The organism is Nocardioides sp. (genome assembly GCF_035576065.1).
Taxonomy (GTDB): Bacteria; Actinomycetota; Actinomycetes; order Propionibacteriales; family Nocardioidaceae; genus Nocardioides.
Genome location: NZ_DATLWX010000039.1, coordinates 126,175 through 146,709, shown reverse-complemented (window position 1 = coordinate 146,709; position 20,535 = coordinate 126,175). Strand labels below are relative to the sequence as shown.

22 protein-coding genes are annotated in these 20,535 nt (G+C 70.8%); 17 read left to right on the top strand and 5 right to left on the bottom strand.

Annotation, left to right across the window (positions count from 1 at the left end; genetic code table 11):
- Nucleotides 1–271: 271 nt before the first annotated feature.
- Nucleotides 272–1,849 (bottom strand): YegS/Rv2252/BmrU family lipid kinase, encoded by a 1,578-nt coding sequence (locus tag VNJ48_RS16990; RefSeq protein WP_325604239.1) that lies wholly within the window; start codon nt 1,847–1,849, stop codon nt 272–274.
- 52 nt (nt 1,850–1,901) lie between these two features.
- Between VNJ48_RS16990 and serS the strand changes: the two genes are divergently transcribed.
- The 6 genes from serS to VNJ48_RS16960 all read left to right on the top strand — a co-directional run bounded on the left by serS (nt 1,902) and on the right by VNJ48_RS16960 (nt 6,495).
- Entirely contained in the window at nt 1,902–3,173 is a 1,272-nt protein-coding gene (gene serS, locus VNJ48_RS16985; protein ID WP_325604237.1) for a serine--tRNA ligase, read from the top strand.
- Between the two features lie 13 nt (nt 3,174–3,186).
- Nucleotides 3,187–4,011 carry an HAD family hydrolase gene (locus tag VNJ48_RS16980; RefSeq protein ID WP_325604235.1) on the top strand — a complete coding sequence of 275 codons (825 nt, stop codon included), beginning with the start codon at nt 3,187–3,189 and terminating at the stop codon, nt 4,009–4,011.
- Nucleotides 4,008–4,514, top strand: coding sequence for a GNAT family protein (locus VNJ48_RS16975; RefSeq protein WP_325604233.1), 507 nt, complete (start codon nt 4,008–4,010; stop codon nt 4,512–4,514). Before VNJ48_RS16980 ends, VNJ48_RS16975 begins: the two co-directional genes overlap by 4 nt.
- A 1-nt stretch (nt 4,515) precedes the next feature.
- Nucleotides 4,516–5,325: an HAD family hydrolase gene (locus tag VNJ48_RS16970; protein ID WP_325604231.1), complete on the top strand. Its 810-nt coding sequence runs from the start codon at nt 4,516–4,518 to the stop codon at nt 5,323–5,325.
- 4 nt (nt 5,326–5,329) lie between these two features.
- On the top strand, nt 5,330–5,905 hold the full coding sequence (locus VNJ48_RS16965) for a hypothetical protein (RefSeq protein WP_325604229.1): 576 nt from the start codon (nt 5,330–5,332) through the stop codon (nt 5,903–5,905).
- A 62-nt stretch (nt 5,906–5,967) separates the two neighbouring features.
- Nucleotides 5,968–6,495 carry a hypothetical protein gene (locus tag VNJ48_RS16960; protein ID WP_325604227.1) on the top strand — a complete coding sequence of 176 codons (528 nt, stop codon included), beginning with the start codon at nt 5,968–5,970 and terminating at the stop codon, nt 6,493–6,495.
- Between the two features lie 120 nt (nt 6,496–6,615).
- Here VNJ48_RS16960 and VNJ48_RS16955 read toward each other — a convergent pair whose 3' ends face one another.
- From VNJ48_RS16955 to mobA, 4 genes are read right to left on the bottom strand one after another with little or no spacing between them, the layout of a single operon-like run.
- The gene (locus tag VNJ48_RS16955; RefSeq protein WP_325604224.1) at nt 6,616–7,239 is read right to left on the bottom strand and encodes a bacterial proteasome activator family protein; all 624 of its coding nucleotides are present in this window, start codon (nt 7,237–7,239) and stop codon (nt 6,616–6,618) included.
- Between the two features lie 24 nt (nt 7,240–7,263).
- The gene (locus VNJ48_RS16950) at nt 7,264–8,232 is read right to left on the bottom strand and encodes an NAD(P)H-quinone oxidoreductase (protein WP_325604222.1); all 969 of its coding nucleotides are present in this window, start codon (nt 8,230–8,232) and stop codon (nt 7,264–7,266) included.
- Between the two features lie 5 nt (nt 8,233–8,237).
- Nucleotides 8,238–8,567 carry a DUF6457 domain-containing protein gene (locus tag VNJ48_RS16945; RefSeq protein WP_325604220.1) on the bottom strand — a complete coding sequence of 110 codons (330 nt, stop codon included), beginning with the start codon at nt 8,565–8,567 and terminating at the stop codon, nt 8,238–8,240.
- A gap of 38 nt (nt 8,568–8,605) precedes the next feature.
- The gene (mobA, locus tag VNJ48_RS16940; protein ID WP_325604218.1) at nt 8,606–9,184 is read right to left on the bottom strand and encodes a molybdenum cofactor guanylyltransferase; all 579 of its coding nucleotides are present in this window, start codon (nt 9,182–9,184) and stop codon (nt 8,606–8,608) included.
- Between the two features lie 45 nt (nt 9,185–9,229).
- Between mobA and VNJ48_RS16935 the strand changes: the two genes are divergently transcribed.
- From VNJ48_RS16935 to VNJ48_RS16885, 11 genes are all read left to right on the top strand, one after another.
- The gene (locus tag VNJ48_RS16935) at nt 9,230–10,024 is read left to right on the top strand and encodes a carbon-nitrogen hydrolase family protein (RefSeq protein WP_325604216.1); all 795 of its coding nucleotides are present in this window, start codon (nt 9,230–9,232) and stop codon (nt 10,022–10,024) included.
- 10 nt (nt 10,025–10,034) lie between these two features.
- Nucleotides 10,035–11,318 carry a hypothetical protein gene (locus VNJ48_RS16930; RefSeq protein ID WP_325604214.1) on the top strand — a complete coding sequence of 428 codons (1,284 nt, stop codon included), beginning with the start codon at nt 10,035–10,037 and terminating at the stop codon, nt 11,316–11,318.
- A gap of 143 nt (nt 11,319–11,461) precedes the next feature.
- The gene (locus VNJ48_RS16925; RefSeq protein WP_325604212.1) at nt 11,462–11,695 is read left to right on the top strand and encodes a biotin/lipoyl-binding carrier protein; all 234 of its coding nucleotides are present in this window, start codon (nt 11,462–11,464) and stop codon (nt 11,693–11,695) included.
- A 96-nt stretch (nt 11,696–11,791) separates the two neighbouring features.
- Nucleotides 11,792–12,925: an ROK family transcriptional regulator gene (locus VNJ48_RS16920; protein WP_325604210.1), complete on the top strand. Its 1,134-nt coding sequence runs from the start codon at nt 11,792–11,794 to the stop codon at nt 12,923–12,925.
- A 116-nt stretch (nt 12,926–13,041) separates the two neighbouring features.
- Nucleotides 13,042–14,331: an extracellular solute-binding protein gene (locus tag VNJ48_RS16915; protein WP_325604208.1), complete on the top strand. Its 1,290-nt coding sequence runs from the start codon at nt 13,042–13,044 to the stop codon at nt 14,329–14,331.
- 125 nt (nt 14,332–14,456) lie between these two features.
- Nucleotides 14,457–15,422: a sugar ABC transporter permease gene (locus tag VNJ48_RS16910; RefSeq protein ID WP_325604206.1), complete on the top strand. Its 966-nt coding sequence runs from the start codon at nt 14,457–14,459 to the stop codon at nt 15,420–15,422.
- Nucleotides 15,422–16,261: a carbohydrate ABC transporter permease gene (locus VNJ48_RS16905; RefSeq protein ID WP_325604205.1), complete on the top strand. Its 840-nt coding sequence runs from the start codon at nt 15,422–15,424 to the stop codon at nt 16,259–16,261. The genes VNJ48_RS16910 and VNJ48_RS16905 overlap by 1 nt, the downstream gene beginning before the upstream one ends.
- Nucleotides 16,258–17,727 carry a glycoside hydrolase family 3 protein gene (locus VNJ48_RS16900; RefSeq protein ID WP_325604204.1) on the top strand — a complete coding sequence of 490 codons (1,470 nt, stop codon included), beginning with the start codon at nt 16,258–16,260 and terminating at the stop codon, nt 17,725–17,727. The genes VNJ48_RS16905 and VNJ48_RS16900 overlap by 4 nt, the downstream gene beginning before the upstream one ends.
- On the top strand, nt 17,724–18,626 hold the full coding sequence (locus VNJ48_RS16895) for an ROK family protein (RefSeq protein ID WP_414689964.1): 903 nt from the start codon (nt 17,724–17,726) through the stop codon (nt 18,624–18,626). Before VNJ48_RS16900 ends, VNJ48_RS16895 begins: the two co-directional genes overlap by 4 nt.
- Before the next feature lie 17 nt (nt 18,627–18,643).
- Nucleotides 18,644–19,744 carry an N-acetylglucosamine-6-phosphate deacetylase gene (gene nagA, locus VNJ48_RS16890; RefSeq protein ID WP_325604199.1) on the top strand — a complete coding sequence of 367 codons (1,101 nt, stop codon included), beginning with the start codon at nt 18,644–18,646 and terminating at the stop codon, nt 19,742–19,744.
- Complete coding sequence (locus VNJ48_RS16885) at nt 19,744–20,532, top strand: glucosamine-6-phosphate deaminase (protein WP_325604196.1); 789 nt, start codon at nt 19,744–19,746, stop codon at nt 20,530–20,532. The genes nagA and VNJ48_RS16885 overlap by 1 nt, the downstream gene beginning before the upstream one ends.
- The last annotated feature ends 3 nt before the right edge of the window (nt 20,533–20,535 follow it).

Sequence of the window (20,535 nt, the reverse complement as noted above, 5' to 3'; positions counted from 1 at the left end):
CTTCGGCTTGGACTCGACCAACGGTGAACCAATCTTCACCGTTTCAACGGGAGCGTTCGTTCCTGCGAGAGCAGCGGTCGACATACCGCTTGCAACGAGACACACGGCGAGCAACAAGCCCAGCACGGAAACATGTTTCGGGCGCACAGGAAATGCTCCTAGAGTCAAACGCGAAGGTGGGGCCGCCGAACCTTAACCGCGATCCACGACCCGCGATCCACATTGAGCAGATGTGTGGGACCGACCACGCAGCATGTTCCTCGGCTGAAGCTCAGCGCGGGACGCGGACCAGCAGCCGACCGTGCACGCACTCCATCCGGAGTTCACGACCGGCACCGACCGAGTCGCCGTCGAGCTGGCGAGGGGTGTCGGCGGAGGCGCGGATGGACACCCGGGCGCCGATGAGCCGGTGGATGAGCTCGTCCGACTTCTGCCCCTTGGAGAGCACGCGGACCGCGAGCGGGATCCACGACAGGAACCGCTTCGGGTGCAGGATCACCACATCGAGCAGGCCGTCGTCGATGGACGCGTCCGGGAGCAACGGCATGCCTGCCTGGAGGAAACCGACGTTGCCGACCACGACGGTCCGGGCACGGTGCGTCGTCACCTCCAGGTCGTCCACCTGGATCTCGAACTTCGCCGCCGGGAACCGCAAGGACCGGAGACCCGAGACGACGTACGCCATCCAGCCGACCCTGGCCTTGAGGTCGTCGTTGACGCCCTCCATCAGGGCCGCGTCGAAGCCCATGCCGGCCATCACCATGAAGCAGGTGTCCTCGAGGCCGTCGCCGCTGACGTCGACGAGGTCGATCGCGCGGTCCTGGCCGTTGAGGGCGACGTCGATGGCCGAGCGGATGTAGAGGGGGATGTCGAGGTTGCGCGCGAGCAGGTTGCCGGTGCCGGCGGGAACGATGCCGACCGGGATGCCGGTCCCGGCGAGCTCGGCGCACACCTCCCGGACCGTGCCGTCGCCGCCACACACCAGCACCAGATCGGCACCGTCGACAGATGCCTTGGCGGCCATCCCGGCGCCGGGATCCTCGATGGTCGTGTAGAGCCAGCGTGGCTCGGACCAGCCGGACTCCTTCGCCATGGCGTTGACCAGGTCGCGGAACTGGCCGACGTCCTCCACCTTGATCGGGTTGAGCACCGCGGCCAGCCGTCGCTGGGAGGAGTAGACCTCCGGCAGGGGTTCGATGTTCGCCGCGTGCGAGCGTGGAAGCGGGTTGTAGATCGCCAGCCAGACGATGGCGCAGGCCGCCCCGATCAACGTGCCGCCGACGGTGTCGGTGGGGTAGTGACGGCCGAGCAGGATCCGGTCGAGGCTGACGACGATGGCCAGCAGTGCGATAGCGGAGTAGGCGATGCGGCGCAGGTTCTGTCGGCGCAGCAGCATCACCGTCAGCACGACCAGGATCCCCGCCAGGGCCGCCATGGACGACGCGTGCCCCGACGGGAACGACTTGGTCGTCAGGATGTGCGTGGTGTCCTGCCAGTCCGGACGGTCGCGGGCCAGCGACAGCTTGAGCCCGGTGGTGATCAGCGAGATGCTGAGCATCACCCCCACCGTGTAGATGGCAGCTCGCCAGTGCCTGTTGAGCAGAAGGCCGCCGGCGACGATCACCGTGAGCACGGTCATGCCGATCGTGCCGAAGCCGTCCTCGATGACCCGGAGCACCTGCAGCAGCGTGCTGTTGTCGTCGGCCCAGTCCTTGGCGTCGCGGCCCCACGCATCGAGGTCGTCGAGGGGGTAGCGCTCGATCTGCGTGACGGCATATGCGAGAACTCCGAACAGCGCGGCGAGGCCGGCTGCCCAGGCGAGGAACACGGAGCGGGGGCGGTCGAGCATCGGGTCAGTATGCCGGGTGCAGCCTTGCGCCCTGCACGGCTAGCCTGACGGTGTGATTGACGCCCGCCTGCTCCGTGACGATCCCGACCGCATCCGCGCCGCCCAGGTCAAGCGGGGGCTGGCGACGGACGTCGTCGACCGCGCCCTCGCCGCGGACGAGTCTCGTCGCAGTGCCATTGCGACGTACGAAGCGAAGCGCGCCGAGCAGAAGTCGCTCGGCAAGCAGGTCGCCCAAGCACAGGGCGAGGAGAAGGCGGCGCTGCTCGCGCGCACCAAGGAGTTGTCGGCCGAGGTGAAGGACCTCGAGGCCACCCAGACCGCCGCGGAGGTGGAGTGGGACCTGGCGCTGAAGTCGATCCCCAACCCCGCTGCCGACGAGGCCCCTGCCGGCGGCGAGGACGACTTCGTCGTGCTCGAGCACGTCGGCACCCCTCGGGAGTTCGACTTCGAGCCGCGCGACCACATCGAGCTCGGCCGGCTGCTCGGGGCCATCGACCTCGAGCGCGGGGCCAAGGTGTCGGGCTCGCGCTTCTACTTCCTCACCGGCATCGGGGCCCAGCTCGAGCTGGCGTTGGTCAACATGGCGATGGACCAGGCACGCAACGCCGGCTTCACGCAGGTGATCGCGCCGTCGATGGTCAAGCCGCGCGCGATGGAGGGCACGGGCTTCCTCGGTCAGGCCGCCGACGACGTCTACCGCATCGAGGGCGAGGACCTCTACCTCGTCGGGACCTCCGAGGTGCCGATGGCCGCCTACCACTCGGACGAGATCCTCGACGTCGAGCAGCTGCCGCTGCGGTACGCCGCCTTCAGCCCCTGCTTCCGCAAGGAGGCCGGGTCGCACGGCAAGGACACCAAGGGCATCATCCGGGTCCACTGGTTCGACAAGGTGGAGATGTTCGTCCTCACCACGCTCGAGGAGTCCTACGCCGAGCACCAGCGACTGCTCGACTGGGAGAAGGAGTTCCTCGACAAGCTCGAGCTCGCCTACCGCGTCATCGACGTCGCCGCCGGCGACCTGGGCCTCAGTGCCCAGCGCAAGTTCGACTGCGAGGTGTGGATCCCGACCCAGGGCAAGTTCCGCGAGCTCACCTCGACCTCCAACTGCACCGACTTCCAGAGTCGTCGCCTCGACATCCGCCAGCGCGGAGCGGACGGCAACAGTCCCGTCGCCACTCTCAACGGCACGCTCACCGCCATCACGCGGACGATCGTGGCGATCCTCGAGACGCACCAGCAGGCCGACGGTTCGGTGCGGGTCCCCGAGGCGCTCCGCCCCTACCTCGGCGGCCTCGAGGTCCTGACCCCCGTCGCCCCGCGTTGACGTGACGGCTGACGTGAATGGATGGCAACCGCGCCTGGTCGCGCTCGACATCGACGGCACCCTGCTCGCGTGGATCGACGGTGAAGGTCAGACCTACGAGGAGATCCGCCCCGCGGTGTACGCCGCCGTCCACCGCGCGGCTGCTGCCGGTGCTCACGTGGTGCTCTCGAGCGGCCGGTCGCCCCACGGCATGACCCGGGTCGCGGACCTCCTCAACATGCACGACGGTGACGAGGAGCGGTCGTGGATCGTGGCGGCCAACGGTGCGGTCGTGCTTCGCTACCCGCCCGTCGACGTCATCCACGAGGAGACCTTCGACGCTGCTCCGGCCGTCGCGGCGGTGCTGGAGCACCATCCGAACGCTCTCGTCGCGGTGGAGGAGCGCGGCCGCGGCTACCGCGTCAACCGGCACTTCCCGGACGGCGAGCTCACAGGCGAGATGATCATCACCGACGTCGACGACATCGTCGCCCACCCGGTGAGCCGGGTGATCATCCGCGACCCGGAGGCGACCTCGGACGACTTCGTCGACCTCGCCGCCAAGCTCGGTCTGCACTCCATCGGCTACGTCGTCGGCTGGACCGCCTGGCTGGACCTCACGCCGAAGGGCGTCCACAAGGCCTCGGGGCTCCAGCGCGTGGCCGACGAGCTCGGCATCGAGCCCGCTGACGTGCTGGCGATCGGCGACGGGCGAAACGACATCGAGATGCTCGAGTGGGCGGGTCGCGGCGTGGCGATGGGCCAGGCCATCGAAGAGGTGCGAGCCGCGGCCGACCACGTCACGGGAACGGTCTACGAGGACGGTGTTGCGCAGGAGCTGTCCCGGTGGTTCCCGTGAGCCTGCCCGCCCGAGTCACGACGCAGCGGCTCACGCTCGACCTCGTTTCCCCCGAAGAGGCCGTGCGGATGAGGGAAGGGCATCGCGATCAGCGGTGGCACCCGGACTATCCGCGCCAGGACGACCGCGACGCCGCCTCGATGGTCAAGAGCGGGGATGTGTGGGGCCCCCGCCACATCGCCAGGACCTTCGACGACGTCGTCTTCGGTTCGATCGGCTTCTTCGGTCCGCCTGCCCCGGCCGCAGACGAGGTGCCGGAGGTAGAGATCGGCTATGGCCTGGTCGCTGACGGCCGAGGTCGTGGGGTGGCCACGGAGGCCGTCCGCGCGCTGCTGGTGCTGACCGACGCCCTCGGCGTACGCGTGCGTGCCTCGGTCTCGCCCGAGAACGCCGCGAGCCTCCGGGTGCTCGCCAAGTGCGGGTTCACGCAGCTCCGAGGTGCCAACGAGGACGGCGAGCTCGTGATGGCGCGGCCGCTGCAGACGGCCGTCTCCGATGACTGAGGTGCGCCCACCTCGACCGCGCCTGGTCGCCACCGACCTCGACGGCACGCTGCTGCACTCCGCCGGCACGGTGACCGCGCGCACCCGAGCGGTCCTCGCCGCGCTGGACGACCTCGGCGTCCCGGTGGTCTTCACCACCGGCCGGCCGATCCGCTGGATGGAGGCGCTGTGGATCGACGTGGGCGGCCATGGTCTGGCGATCTGCAGCAACGGTGGCATCGTCTACGACGTCGCAGCGCACGCCGTGCGGACGGTCCGACCCATCCCGCGTGCGGTCGGGCTGGAGGTTGCCGCCGTGGTGCGTGCCGCCGTGCCGGGCACGACGTTCGCCGTCGAGCACGGTGGCGGCTGGGCGAGCGAACTGACCTATCCGGCGCATCCCGACGACCTCCAGCAGCGGCCGCAGGGCGGCCTCGACGCGATCTACGGAGACGACGTCGTCAAGCTCCTGGCAGTCCACGGCACCCTCGACCCGGAGGAATTCTGGCGCCAGGTCGAGGAGGTTGTCGGGCACCTCGTGAACACGACGTGGTCGTCGAACAGGGCGCTGGTCGAGATGAGTGCCATCGGGGTGACGAAGGCCTCAGCCGTGGCGAGCCTCGCGGCCGACCTCGGCATCGGCGCCGACGAGGTGATCGCGTTCGGTGACATGCCCAACGACCTGCCGCTGCTGGAGTGGGCCGGGACGTCCTATGCGATGGCCAACGCGCATCCCACGGTCCTGGCGCTGGCCGACCACGTCGCCCCGCTCAACGACGAGGACGGCGTGGCCGAGGTGCTGAGTCGGCTGTTCGCGCTCTCGCTAGGGTGACCTCATGCTCTTGATGACCGTTGCCCGGCTGGCCATCGCCGCGTTGCTGGCTGTGTCGGGCCTGGTGCTCGCCACCGCTGCTCCAGCCTTCGCCTGCAAGTGCCAGGTGGCCGACATCGAGCAGCAGAGCAACGATGCCGATGCCGTGTTCATGGCAGAGGTCAGGGGGGTCACCGAGACCGATCGGACGTTCGAGTACGCCGTCCTGGCCACGCACACCTTCAAGGGCACCGTCGAACGCGACACCGCGATCGTGACCAACCAGGACGCGCAGGCCTGTGGCCTCGGCGAGCTCAAGAACGGGACCGACTACGTCTTCCTGGTCACTGGCGACACTCCTCCCTACACCGCATCGTCCTGTGGCGGCTCGGGACCGGCCAACGACAAGCGGCTCTCCGAGGTCGAGGCCGTGCTGGGCGCAGGCACCGAGATCCTCGAGCCCCCACCGCCGGCGCCGACGATGACGAAGGTGGAGGACGCCGCACCCCCGTCGGTCGCCCGGCTCGCGGCCCCCGGCGGCGCGTTGGTGCTCATCGGGTTCCTCGGGCTCCTTGTCGTGGGACGCCTGGCCCGCACGTGAGGCCGTTCGCCCGGCTTCTCGCAGGGCTCCTGCTCGTCCTCTCGACGGCTGTGGGTGCGCTCGTGCTCACTGTGAGTCCAGCAGCGGCGGTGTGTGTCGAACCCTCCCTCGCTCTGCTCGACACGAGCGACGTGGCTTTCTCGGGCGTCGTCACCAAGAGGTGGGAGGCGGGCGACGACGTGATCACCACAGTGCGGGTCGACCGGGTGTTCAAGGGCGAGGTCACCCGTCGCGTCGACGTCGTGAGCAGGGTGGCAGGCACCGACCCGGGCGCCGACTACTCCGTGCATGGTCAGACCGGCGACGGTCTGGTCGTCTTCGGCGACCTCGTGGAGGATGAGGTCACCAGCAACGTGTGCAGGTCGGTGTCCGGAGTGTCCGAACTCGACGAGCAGTACTACGACCCGTTCCTCGCGGAACTCGGGGAGGGCACCGCGCCGTCGCCCGGCTACATGAGGGCGGAGCGTCGGACCTTTGGGCTCAGCTACGACCAGTTCGTCGCGGGCCGCGCCATCCTCGGCGTGCTGAGCCTGTCCTGCCTGGCGTACTTCGCCTACCGTGCCTGGCGCGGGCGGCGGCGTACGGACTAGGCGCATCCCGCGTCAGCGTCCGACGGGGTGGTTGCCGCAATGTCGGACGTCCGCCGGGACGTCCGACGATGGGGCGGCCAGGAGCACCGATTCGTCGGACGTCCTCCCTGAGCGGACCGACTAGAGGTACATGCCCCCGGAGCCACCCGGCTCGGGCTGACCCTGCGGCGGCATCGGCTGGCCGCCCTGGTCCGGCCCCGGCTGGCTCGGGGACATCCCCGGCAAGGCCTTGCGCATCTGCTCCAGCTGGCCGCGCGCCTGCAGCTGCTGGGCGTAGATCGCCGTCTGGATGCCGTGGAAGAGGCCCTCGAGCCACCCGACCAGCTGGGCCTGGGCGATGCGGAGCTCGCTCTCCGAGGGCACGCCCTCGTCGGTGAAGGGCAGCGAGAGCCGCTCCAGCTCCTCGACGAGCTCAGGCGCCAGGCCGGCCTCGAGCTCCTTGATCGACGCCTGGTGGATCTCCTTGAGGCGGTTGCGGCTCGCCTCGTCGAGGGGGGCGGCCTTCACCTCTTCGAGCAGTTGGCGGATCATCGAACCGATCCGCATCACCTTGGCGGGCTGCTCCACGAGCTCGGTGATGTGGCGCTCGCCCTCGCCGTCGTCGTCGGCGCCGTCGCGGGACAGGCTGGCCGGCAGAGCACTCGCGGGGATGGTGCCGACGGGCTGTCCGTCGGGGCCCACCACCACGATCTGCTCTTCGCCGTTCTGGGATGTCTGGCCTGCCTCGGGCTGCTGCTCACTCATGCGCCCACCCTAGGGCCCGGTCCCTCAGAGCGTCAGGACGATCTTCCCGACGTGCCCGCTGTCCTCCATCAGCTGATGGGCGCCGGCCACCTCCGACAGCGGCAGGCGGGCGTGGATCACCGGCACCACGGATCCGTCGGCGACCAGCGGCCACACGTGCTCCACGACCTCGGCGCAGATGGCCGCCTTCTCCTCGACCGGGCGCGAGCGCAGGGCAGTGGCGATCACGGCACCCCTCTTGCGGAGCAGGGCAGCGATGTCGAGCTCGGCCTTCGTCCCACCTTGGAGGCCGATGATCACCAGCCGCCCCGAGGTCGCGAGGGCGTCCACGTTGCGGGCGAGGTACTTCGCCCCCATGTTGTCGAGGATGACGTCGGCGCCACCCTCCGCCTTGAGCACCTCGACGAAGTCGTCGTCGCGGTAGTTGATGGTGACGTCGGCCCCCAGGTCGGCGCACACGCTCAGCTTCTCGGCCGACCCGGCCGTGGCGAAGACCCGCGCCTGGAGCGCCGTCGCGAGCTGGATCGCCATGGTGCCGATCCCGCCTGCGCCGCCGTGGACCAGCAGCCGCTCCGCCGGTCGCAGCCCGCCCACCATGAAGAGGTTGGACCACACGGTGCACGCGACCTCGGGCAGCGCAGCGGCGTCGACCAGCGACACGCCGGGCGGTATGGGCATGAGCTGGCCGGCGGGGACGGCCACGCGTGCGGCGTACCCCCCACCGGTCAGCAGGGCGCAGACCTCGTCACCCACCGACCATCCGTCGACGTCGGGTCCCACCTCGGCGATGGTGCCGCTGCACTCGAGCCCGATGATCTCCGAGCCTCCCGGTGGCACGGGGTAGAAGCCCTGGCGTTGCAGGGTGTCGGCCCGGTTGACCGCCGTCGCGACCACGTCGACCAGCACCTCGCCGGGGCCGATGACGGGCTCGTCGACGTCACCGACGGACAGGACGTCAGGGCCTCCGGCCCCGGAGGCGATGACTGCGCGCATCTCGGCTATTCGTCCTCGTCGAAGCGTTCGCCGCTGTGGTCGACAGCGCGGTCGTCGGGCACGTCGTCGTCGATGTCGTCGGGGTCGGGGGCGTCCGCCGGGCGGTCCCACCTGGTGGCGAGGGCCTGGGCCTTGGCAGCCAGCACCTCCTGGGCCTCCGGGTTGGCGTCCGTCGAGCCGACCGCGACGCCGAGGAGGTAGGCAGTGATGGGGGCTGCGGTCTTCTGCACGTCGTTGGCTGCGATCCGAGCCAGGTCGAGGACGAGGCCTTCGTCGACCTCGGTCTCGATGTCGAGGACGTCGCACAGCTCATCGATCCAGTCGTGGAGGTTCACTCCTCCAATCTGTCGTCATCGGCCGTCCCCCGCAAGTGTCAGGCGTCGTGATCGCGAAGGTCGGCCCAGGTGTCGATGTCGCGAGGCTCGTTGCCGATGCCCGGGAGCTCGGCCAGGTCGAGGTCGACGAGGAGTGCTCGCAACGCCATGTTGTGCTGACGCTGGAGTCCGGGACGGACCCGTGCCAGGGCGGCTGCGTCCAGCACCCCGCACAGCTGGCGGCGACCGGTCTCGTCGACCAGGAAGGCGCCGTCCCGGCCGGCGCAGGCCGTGCGGAGCCGGCGGAAGGTGTCGGACGAGACGTGGGGCATGTCCACGGCGAGCACCCCGATGAGCCGGGCTGGTCGCAGCAACGCATCGACGCCGGTGAGCAGGCCGGCGACAGGCCCTCCGAACGGCGGGTCCTCGCGGGTGAAGGTGACCGGCCGGGCGGTCGGCACCGTCGGTGGACCGACCACGACCACCTCATCGGCGTCGAGGAAGGCGTCCAGGCTGATCTCGAGCAGCGTCCGACCCCCCAGCTCGAGGCCGCTCTTGTCGATGCCGTCCATCCGCGCCGCCGTACCGCCCGTGAGCAGGACGCCGCAGAAGCCGGCCGCGCCGAGATCGAAGTCCACACGTCGAGTCTCCCAGCGTTGGCGCAGGACTGGCAGGCTGGGGGAGTGACCGACCAGCCCGGCGACCAGCCCTCCAGCCAGCTTCGCCTCCGCCTCGTCCAATGGGAGAGCGACCTCGACCCTGTGGCCAATCGCGAGCGCCTCGCCTCGCTGACCTCCGACGGGCAGCCCGACCTCGTGGTCCTGCCCGAGGCGTTCGCCCGCGACTTCGGTCCGCCGGACCACTCGCTCGCGCCGTACGCCGAAGCGCTGACCGGCCCCTTCGCCCAGGCCGTCGAGGGGGCAGCCGTTCGGATGGACACGACGATCGTGGCGGGCATGTTCGAGACGAGCCCCGACCGCGACCGCCCGCTCAACACCCTGCTCGTCCGGGGTGCCATCAGCGCGGAGTATCGCAAGATCCACCTCTACGACAGCTTCGGCTATCGCGAGTCCGACCGGCTCACCGGCGGCTCCATCGCGCCGGCCGTCGTCGACCTCGCCGGCTTCCGGGTGGGTCTGATGACGTGCTACGACCTGCGCTTCCCCGAGCTGGCCCGCGCGCTCGTCGACGCCGGAGCGGAGGTGCTGGTCGTCCCGTCTGCTTGGGTCGCCGGGGAGCGCAAGGTCGACCACTGGCGCACGCTCGTGCGAGCGCGCGCCATCGAGAACACCGTCTTCGTCGTTGCCGTCGGCCAGCCCGCTCCCCGCTACTGCGGACACTCGATCGTGGTCGACCCACTCGGGGACGTCCTGGTCGAAGCGGGGCCCGACGAGGCGGTGCTCGACGCCACGCTGCAGCGTGCGGTGCTGACTGCGGCGCGGCGTACCAATCCCTCCCTCGCCAACCGTCGGCTGTAGCCTCGTCGCCGTGTCCACGCCGTCCGAGGGGTCTCCCAGGAGCCCTGCGAAGGGACGGCGGATCGCCGAGAAGCCGGCCAAGCAGCGGCGGCGCTTCAGGGGCAGACAGGCGGCTCGACAGCCGAACGAGCTGGCCGCCAGGCTCGCGGCCGAGCTGCCGACGGTCGGGCACGCGGCGGAGCCGGGGGCCAGGCGCGCTGCCCCCGCCACCGATTCAGCCCCAGCGCCTGCTCCGGAACGGGCCCCCGAACCGACCGCCGAGCCGACCCCAGAACCGACCCCAGGGCCGACCCCAGGGCCGACCCCAGGGCCGACCAGAGAGCCCGGGCGACAGCGTCGCGCGGTCGTCGCAGCGGCATTGCTGCTCCTGGTGGCGGGCTTGGCCGCGCTGGGCTCGGCCATCGCGGGAGTCGGTCCGACCTGGATCGACGGAGCCGGCGCCATCGCAGTCGTCACCGTCCTGAGCGGTGCTCTCGCGCACCGGACGGGCGGGCGCCCCCTGATCGCGACGGTGCTCGCACTGGCGATCGGTCTCGCGGCCGTGGTGATCGGCGGCCAGATCCTGCAGACCGGCACCGCCGTCCTGACCGTGGTGGTCGGGGGCGCCTACGCCGTGATGGCGACGGTGCCGGCCATCAGCTTCCTGCGCGCCGCCCGCGAAGTGCTCTTCTCGACCCTGATCGCCGTCCTCGCCGCACTCGCCGCTGTCGGCTTCGAGCCCTCGGTCACCCAACCGCACTTTGACTACACCTCGATCCTGCTGTCCCTGGCGCTGGTGTTCGGGGTCGTCTATCGCCTCGGTGCCGGCATCCATGGACTCGGTCGCCGCGGACTCATCGCGGTGCTGGTCGGTGTGGTCGTCCTCGTGCTGACCCTCGTCTATGCAGAGCTCCTTCGTCTGTACGGCGCCAGCTCGGTCGTCGGGTCGGCGCTCGACTTCACCGAGTGGACCACCGAACGCATCGGCGCCTTCCCCCGACCGCTGGTGGTCCTCCTGGGGATCCCGGCACTCCTCTGGGGCTGTTTCCAGCGTGCCCGTCGTCGTCAGGGTTGGTGGGTGTGCGCGTTCGGCGTGACTGCGACGGTCCCCCTCGCGCAGGGCCTCCTCGATCCCGACGGCTCCTTCCTGGAGGCCGGGCTCCGGGCGACGTACTCGCTCGTGCTCGGCCTGTTGCTGGGCTACCTGCTCGTCCGGCTCGACCTCGCCCTGACTGCACCCCGGGGTCGTCGCGGCCGCCGGGCCGAGGAGGCGGACGCCCACCGACCCGAGCCGTCGAGGTTCGCCGAGCTCTGATCCAGGGGCCGCGGCGACGTCCTGGCGGCGCCGGACGTCATGAGGGCTGCGCGCTGGGACACTCAGTCCTCATGACGTCCGTCGTACCGGGTGCCACCTGCTTCGGCACCCGGCTACGTCGCGGTAACCACTAGCGTCGACGCATGTCCCGCACCCGGTCGACCGAGATCCTTGCCGAGATGGTGGCAGGCGTCCTCAGCGTCGATTGTGCGGTCGGGGACACCATCGAGCCCGGCGACGTCGTGGTGCTCCTGGAGTCGATGAAGATGGAGATCCCGGTGCTGGCGGAGCACGCGGGTCGGGTGACGGGGATCAGGGTCACGGCCGGCGACGTCGTCCAGGAGGGCGACCCGCTCGTCACGCTCGACCTCATCTGAGCCCGGTCTGCTCGAAGCGCCCAACCGGGCATCGAATGAATTTTGGTACGCCCAGACTCTTGACGTGGAATATGTAAGTACGGTCAACTAACTAATGTGACCACGCACACACCAGTCGGCCGGCCGCTGCGGCCCACGGGCAAGTTCCTCCAGGAGGACTCCCGTCGGCACCACCGTTCCCTCCTGCTCCAGCAGCTCTTCCGCGAGGGCCCGGCCAGCCGCGCCGACCTCTCGCGTTCGAGCGGGCTGACGCGGGTCACCGTGTCCGACCTGGTGAAGGCCATGTTGGCAGAGGGCCTCGTTGCCGAGCTCGGGGCGCCTGCCGAGAGTCGGGTCGGCAAGCCGCCGACCCTGCTCGGGCTCTCCGTCGACTCGACCCACGTCATCGGCATCGACCTCTCGGCCACCGACCGGTTCACCGGTGCGGTCCTCAACCTGGCCGGGGAGGTGCAGGCGCGGCACGAGGTGTCCCTCGACGGCGCGGTCGGCACTGCCGCGGTCGCTCTCGTCCACACCCTCGCCACCGACCTCATGGCGATGACCGAGCGGCCGGTCCTCGGCGTCGGAGTGGGCAGCCCGGGTGTCGTCGACGAGACCGGCACCGTCATCGACGCCCCCAACCTCTCGTGGTCCGGCATGCCCCTGGCGGCCAGCCTCGCCGAGACCCTCGGCGTGCCCGTCTTCGTCGCCAACGACGCCAACACGGCCGTCCTCGGGGAGCACACCTTCGGCGAGTCCGGCGACGGTGGTCTCCTGGTGCTTCGCGTCGGCACCGGCGTCGGCGCCGGCCTGGTCCTCGGCGGGTCCCTGCTCCACGGCCACCTCGGCGCGGCCGGCGAGATCGGGCACGTCGTCGTCGACACCGAGGGCGAGCGGTGCGCGTGCTCGCGCGTCGGGTGCCTGGAGACGGTGCTCGCCGTACCCCGCCTGCGACGCCGCCTGGAAGAGCGCGGCGCGGACGCCGCACAGGTGCTGGCCCAGGTGGGAGAGCAGCTCGGGATTGCCCTGGCGCCCGTCGTCGGCATGCTCAACCTCCACGAGATCGTCCTCAGCGGTCCCACCGAGCTGCTCGACGGACCTCTGCGCGACGCGGCCGACCGCACGATCCGAGCCCGGACCATGCCGGTGAGCTCCGAGGGACTCCTGATCCGCACCTCCACCCTCGGCGAAGACGTCGTCATCGTCGGCGCAGCCGTGCTCGTGCTCGCCGGAGAGCTCGGCGTCTCATGACCCCCCACCCCCACACGCACGGTCGTCAGCAGGACGACCGGCACCCCAGGACCTGCCTCGAGGCCGTGCCTGGAACCGGAACTCCACTCGTGGAGAGGCAAGAGAGGAACACTGTGGTGCGCATCAAGAAGTCGCTGGCAGCAGCGGTGACGGCCACCCTGGCCGTCGCTGGCCTGGCCGCGTGCGGTTCGGACAAGGACGACAAGGACGGAGTCGGCGGAGGGGCCGAGAAGGCCGACATCCGGGTCTGGCTCAACGGCACCGACACCCCCGAGGAAGCCCGTGCCTGGCTCAAGGAGACCTTCGAGGAGGAGAACCCCGGCTCCACGCTGACCATCGAGCAGCAGGAGTGGGACGGTCTGGTGGAGAAGCTGACCACCGCCCTCTCCAGCGAGTCCGAGACGCCGGACGTGGTCGAGATCGGCAACACCCAGGCGCCGACGTTCACGTCCGCCGGTGCGTTCGCACCGCTGACCGACGAGCTCGACGACCTCGGCGGCGACGACCTGCTGCCGGGATTCGTCGACGGCGCGACCATCGACGGCGAGACCTATGCCGTGCCCTACTACGCCGGCTCGAAGTACATCTTCTACCGCAAGGACCTCTTCGAGAAGGCCGGCCTCGAGGTGCCCACCACGCTCGACGAGTTCGTCCAGGCCGCAGTGACGCTCAAGGAGGGCAACCCGAAGCCGGCCAACTTCTCCGGCTTCTGGTTCCCCGGCCAGGACTGGCGCAACGGCGCCGCCTTCGTCTGGGCGGCCGGCGGCAACCTCGCAGTCGAGGACGGCGGCGAGTGGACAGGCGCGCTCTCCTCGCCCGAGTCCGTGGCCGGTCTCGAGACCGCGCAGGAGCTGTTCATGCAGGCCTCGGGTGCGCCCAAGGACGGCAACGAGGCCGACCCCTGGACGCCGTTCTGTGCCGGCGAGGTCGGCATGATGTCGACGCCGGGCTGGGTCAAGGGACTCATCGAGGATCCCGAGACCGGTTGCCCCGACGGGCACGCCAAGCAGATCGGCGTCTTCGCGATGCCGGGCGCGGACGGCGAGCCCGCCCCGGTGCTGCTCGGCGGATCCGATCTCGCCGTCGCGGCCAAGTCCGCCAACCAGGAGCTGGCCCAGGAGGCCATCGCCCTGATGCTCAGCGAGGACTACCAGACCCTCATGGCCGAGGCTGGACTGACACCGGCCCGCACCTCGCTGGCGACGCTGCTCGGTGACGACGAATATGCCTCGGCCACGGTCGAGGCGGCCTCCAACGCCAAGCTCACGCCGGCAGCGCCGGGCTGGGCCAGCGTGGAGGGCTCACGGGTCCTGGAGGACCTCTTCAGTGACATCGCCCAGGGCGGCGACGTCGCGGAGCTGGCGGCCAAGGCCGACGAAGAGCTGAACGCCCAGCTCAACGGCTGACCACGCTCACCAGGTCACCACCCCTCGTCCGGCGGGCGCCACGCCCGCCGGACGAGGACACTGAGCCCTGCCCGGACAAGACCACGACAACGTGCTGCGATCCGCGACCACCGGAAGGAGGACCGATGCCCGCCACCACGACGGCGCCCCGTCGGCTCCGCAGACTCTCGGGCAACCTCTCGGGCAACCTCTCGGGCAGCATCTCGAGGCGCATCTCGCTGCCGCACGTCTTCCTGCTCCCCGCGGTGCTCGCCATCCTCCTGGCACTGGGCTATCCGCTCGTACGACAGATCGTGCTCTCCTTCCAGGACTTCGGACTCGCGCAACAGTTCGGACGTCCGCCGGAGTGGGTGGGCCTCGACAACTACACCGAGCTCCTCGCCAACCCCTACCTGTGGCGGGTCACCCTGCGAACGGTGCTCTTCTGCCTGGTCAACGCGGCCATCACCATGGTGCTCGGCGTGGGCCTGGCGCTCACCATGCGCTACATGTCGCGCGGCGTCCGCCTGGCCGTGCAGACCGGGCTCCTGCTCGCGTGGGCGATGCCCGTGGTCGCCTCCCTGACGGTCTGGCAGTGGCTCTTCGACACGCAGTACGGCGTCGTCAACTACCTGTTGACGCGAGGCGGGCTCGACTACGCCGGCCACTCCTGGTTGCTCGAGCCGCTGTCCTTCTTCTTCGTGGCCACGGTGGTCGTGGTGTGGATGAGCGTGCCGTTCGTGGCCTTCACCGTCTACGCAGCCCTCATCCAGCTCCCCCTGGAGCTGCTCGAGGCCGCCGAGATGGACGGTGCCAGCCCGTGGGGACGCGTGCGGCACGTCGTGCTGCCGTCGATCCGGCCCGTCCTGCTGGTGGTGGGCCTGCTCCAGGTCATCTGGGACCTCCGCGTGTTCACCCAGATCTTCCTCCTGCAGGAGGCGGGCGGCAGCGCGCGCGACACCAACCTGCTCGGCACGTACATCTACCGCCTGGGCATCGGCGGGGGCGACTTCGGCACCTCGGCAGCCGTGGCGATCTTCATGCTCGCCCTCACCGTCGTGCTCACCGCTCCCTACATCCGCGCCATGCTCAGACAGGAGGGCGAGAGCTGATGGCTCGTACGGCGTCCCGGCCGACCACGATCATGGCCAACAGCATCGGCATCGTGGCGATCCTGGCCTCCACGTTCCCGGTCTACTGGATGATCAACAGCTCGTTCCTCGCGCGCAACGAGATCCGCAGCCCGACCCCGACGTGGATGCCGTTCGGCGGCAGCCTCGACAACTACCGCACCGTCTTCTCGACCGACCAGTTCGTCAGCTCGCTGAAGATCAGCCTGGCCGTCACCGGCCTGACGATCGTCGTAGCGCTGCTCTTCGCCTTCCTCGCGGCGGTGGCGGTCTCCCGCTTCCGGTTCCGCGGCCGGATGTCGTTCGTCGTCACCCTGCTGGTCATCCAGATGATCCCGGCGGAGGGCTTGTTCATCTCCCAGTACAAGATGCTCGAGACCGCGGAGCTCCTCAACACCGTCGTGGGCCTGACCCTGGTGTACGTCGCAGGCGTGCTGCCCTTCACGATCTGGACCCTGCGCGGCTTCGTGGCCGGGATCCCCTTCGAGCTCGAGGAGGCGGCGATGGTCGACGGCTGCACCCGCACGCAGGCCTTCTTCCGGATCACCCTGCCGCTCCTCGCGCCCGGGCTCGTGGCGACGGGCGTCTTCGGCTTCATCCAGGCCTGGAACGAGTTCACCCTCGCCCTCGTGGTGATGACCCGCGAGGACCGTCGCACCCTGCCGTTGTGGCTCTCCACCTTCACCGACGTCAACCGCGGCACCGACTGGGGAGGGATCATGGCGGGCTCGACCCTCATCGCGGTCCCGGTCATCGTGTTCTTCCTCATCGTCCAGGGCCGGATGGTCAAGGGCGTCACAGCCGGGGCGGTGAAGGGATGAGCGTCCCTGCGACTGGCCCTGCGACTGGCCCTGCGATCGGCCCAGCGACCGATCTCGAGACCCTCGCGCTGCGAGTCCTCCTCGGCGCGTTCGCCGGCACGACGCTGCCCGACGACCAACGCGAGCTCCTCGCCGACGGTCTGGGCGGTATCTGCCTCTTCGGTTCCAACACCGCCGACGGCCCCCGTGCGCTGGCCGAGCTCACCGCGGCGATCCGAGCGGCGTCGCCACGCGCTGTCATCGCGGTGGACGAGGAGGGTGGCGACGTCACCCGGCTGCACGCCTCCGGGCTCAGCCCGGTGCCGGGCGCGGCCGTCCTGGGAGCCGTCGACGACCTCGTGCTCACCCAGGACGTCGGCCGGGCCGTCGGAGCAGAGCTGGCGGCCTCCGGGATCACCCTCGACCTCGGGCCCGTGGCTGACGTGAACACCAACCCCGACAACCCCGTCATCGGCACCCGCAGCTTCGGCGCCGAGCCTGACCTGGTCGCCCGGCACGTGGTCGCCTGGGCCCGCGGGCTCCAGGAGAGCGGTGTCGCGGCGTGCGTGAAGCACTTCCCCGGCCACGGCGACACCGCGGTGGACAGCCACCTCGCCCTGCCCACGCTCGACGCCGATCGGGACACTCTCGCCCATCGCGAGCTCATGCCCTTCGAGGCTGCCGTGACCAGCGGTGTGGCCGCAGTGATGACCTCGCACATCGTGGTGCCCGTCGTCGATCCCGGCGCCCCCGCCACCCTGAGCGCACCGGTGCTCGACCTGCTGCGGGACCAGGTCGGCTTCCAGGGTGTCATCGTCAGCGACGCGCTCGACATGGCCGGCGCCTCCGCCGGGCGCGGGATCCCCGAGACCGCCGTCCAGGCCCTCATCAGTGGGGTCGACCTGCTCTGCCTCGGGCCCGATCGGTCCGCCGCATCCGTCCGCGACGTCCAGTCGGCGATCGTGGCGGCGGTGGGTGCCGGTCGGCTGACACGCAGCAGGCTCGAGGACGCGGTCGCCCGAATCGAGGCGATGGCCGACGCGTTGGCGCGGCCTGCGCCGTACGCCATCGACGCGGAGCGTCTGGTCGCTGCAGCCCGCCGCGCGCTCGTCATCGAGGGCGAGGTGCCCGACCTCACCGACGCCTGGGTGCTGAGTGTCGCCACCGAGGCCAACATCGCCGTGGGTGACGTGCCGTGGGGCCTGTCGCCCGACGGGGTCCTGGACCCCGGAGCCGCCGCGGCCCCTGACGCCGCACTGCCCGGTCGGGGCGCGCTCGTCGTCCAGGTCCGCGACGCCCACCGACGACCTGAGGTCGGTGAGCTGCTCCGGCGTGTTCAGGAGTCGCGCCGGCCGGCGGTGGTTGTCGAATGGGGCTGGCCGGGACCCCACGAGGTTGGGCTCCCGAGAATCTGCACGCATGGCGTCTCCGGGCCGGGCGTCCGAGCCGTGAGAGCGCTGCTGCGCGAGAAGGGATGGACGCGGTGAGCGCGAAGCTGGACGTGGGGCTCGACGTCGGGGCCACGAAGACGCTCGGAGTGGCGATCAGCCAGGACGGCACCATCGTGGCCGAGGTGCGCGAGCAGACGCGCCTCGGTGCGGACGGGGTGGTCGACACCGCCACCCGGGTGTTCGAAGGCCTGCGGGAGGCGACCGGCGAGCGGCTTGCGGGGACGGTCGGGGTCGGAGTCCCGGGACTCGTGGACGTCGATCTCGGTGCGGTCAAGCACGCCGTCAACCTCGGTGTCGACGGCGAGTGGCTGCGACTGCGCGACCTGCTCTCGCAACGCCTCGACCTGGCCGTGGTCGTCGAGAACGACGTCAACGCCGCGGCCCTGGGCGCCTGCGCGCTCGACGACGCCGAGGACATCGCCTACATCAGCATCGGCACCGGTCTGGCAGCCGGTCTCGTCCTGGGCGGCCGGCTCCGGCGCGGCGCTCACGGCGCCGCCGGGGAGGTCGGCCACGTGCCGGTCGACCCGCTCGGTGCCGCCTGCCAGTGCGGCCAGCGTGGCTGCCTGGAGACGATCGCCTCCGGTTCTGCCCTGGCCAGCGCCTGGCCCACGCCGGACGCGCCGGCTGCGTCGGCGTTGTTCTCCGCGGCAGCACGCGGAGACACCGCCGCCGTCGCGGTCCGCGACCGGCTCTGCGCCGGCGTGGCCAGCGCGGCGCGGGTGCTGAGCCTGACCGTCGACCCGGTGAGCATCTACCTCGGCGGCGGTGTTGCGCAGGTGGGCGAGCCGCTGCGGATCGGCGTGCAGCAGGCCTTGCGCGACCAGGCCGCGGGATCACCCTTCCTGACCTCGCTGGACCTTGCCGGCCGGATCCGTGTCGTGCCTGCCGACTACCCCGTCGCCGCGGTCGGCGCGGCCCTGTTGGGACGGTGAGGCGGCCAGTGCTCGGTATGAGCGACATGCGGGTCCGCGGGGGGTCGCTCGACGTCGACATCGCCGGCGGCGCAATTGCCCCGTCGTCCGGGCCCGTGCTCGACGCCACCGGCCTGACGGTCCTGCCCGGCCTGATCGACCTGCAGGTCAACGGCGCCGCCGGCCTCGACGTGACGGCTCAGCCCGAGCGGCTGTGGGAGGTGGGTGCGGCGCTTGCGGCGTACGGCGTCACGGGCTGGCTGCCGACGGTGATCACCTCGGAGCCCCGAGCCCGGGGCCGCGCGCTCGCGACCCTGTCCGCCGGGCCTCCGGTCGGTTGGGTCGGCGCCCTGCCGCTGGGCCTGCACCTCGAGGGACCCATGATCGCCCGCGACCGTCGTGGCGCCCATCCCGAGCAGTGGCTGCGTCCGCCGTCCCTCGACCTGGTCGAGGGCTGGTCGCGAGAGGCCGGGGTCACGATGGTGACGCTCGCCCCGGAGCTGCCGGGCGCCATTGCGGTCGTCGAGGCGCTCGTCGGCCGCGGCATCGTCGTGTCGCTCGGGCACACGGCTGCGGGCACCGCCGACGTCGAGGCAGCGGTCGCGGCCGGCGCACGGTGCGTCACCCACCTGGGCAACGCGATGGCGCCGATGCTGTCCCGCGAACCAGGACCCGTCGGCGCCGCCCTCGGCCGGTCCGACCTCGTGGCCGGTGTCATCTGCGACGGTCACCACGTCCACGACGACTTCCTGCGGACCGCATGGCGCACCCTCGGCCCGGGTCGGTTCCTGTCCGTCTCCGACGCGACGGCCGCCCTCGGACTGCCTGACGGCGAGACGAGGCTCGGCGACCAGGAGGTCTTCGTCGCCGACGGGACCGTGCGGCTCGCCGACGGGACCCTGGCCGGTTCTGCTGCCTCGCTCGTTGCCTGCCTGCGCGTGCTGCGAACGGCCACCGGCTGCGACCTCGACGAAGCAGTCGCCACCGCGACGACCACGCCGGCGGCCGTGCTGGGCGACGCCACGCGCGGCCGGATCGCGCCCGGCCTGCGGGGCGACCTCACCCTGGTCGACGACGACCTCGTCCCGGTCGTCACGGTCGTCGGTGGGGTCGTGGCGTACGACGCACGGGGTCAGTGATGGAGGTCGTCCCCCTCGACACCGGCGAAGACGTCGCACGCCTGGCCGCCGACATCGTGGAGTCGCTCGTGCGGCGTACGCCCGCAGCCGTGCTCGGACTGGCGACTGGCTCGAGCCCCGTCCCTGCCTACCGGGAGCTGGCGCGCCGCCACTCGGCGGGCGCCGCGCCGTCGTACGATGCCGTCAGGTGCTTCACCCTCGACGAATACATCGGTCTGCCGGTCGGCCACCCGCAGACCTACCGCGAGACGATCTTCTGCGAGCTCACCGACGCGCTCGGTATCGCGCGGGAGCAGGTGGCGAGCCCTGATCCGGAACCGGCGGGGTTGCCTCAAGCGGGCGAACGTTACGAGGCCGCGATCAGGTCAGCGGGCGGGATCGACCTCCAGGTGGTGGGGATCGGCACCGACGGACACCTGGCCTTCAACGAGCCCGGCTCCTCGCTGTCCTCGTCGACCCGGCTCAAGACGCTGACCGAGCAGACACGTCGCGACAACACACGCTTCTTCGACAAGCTCGACGACGTCCCGCGACACGTGCTGACCCAGGGCCTCGGCACGATCCTGCAGGCCCGGCACGTGCTTCTGGTCGCGACCGGTCAGACCAAGGCGTCCGCTGTGGCGTCCGCCGTCGAGGGAGCGCTGTCGGCCTCGTGCCCGGCATCGGTGCTCCAGCTCCATCCGCGCTGCACGGTGCTCCTCGACACCGGCGCGGCCGCCGGTCTGGCGCGTGCCGACCACTACCGCGAGGTGCACGCAGCGAAGCCGTCGTGGCAGGCCTACGGGTGAGGA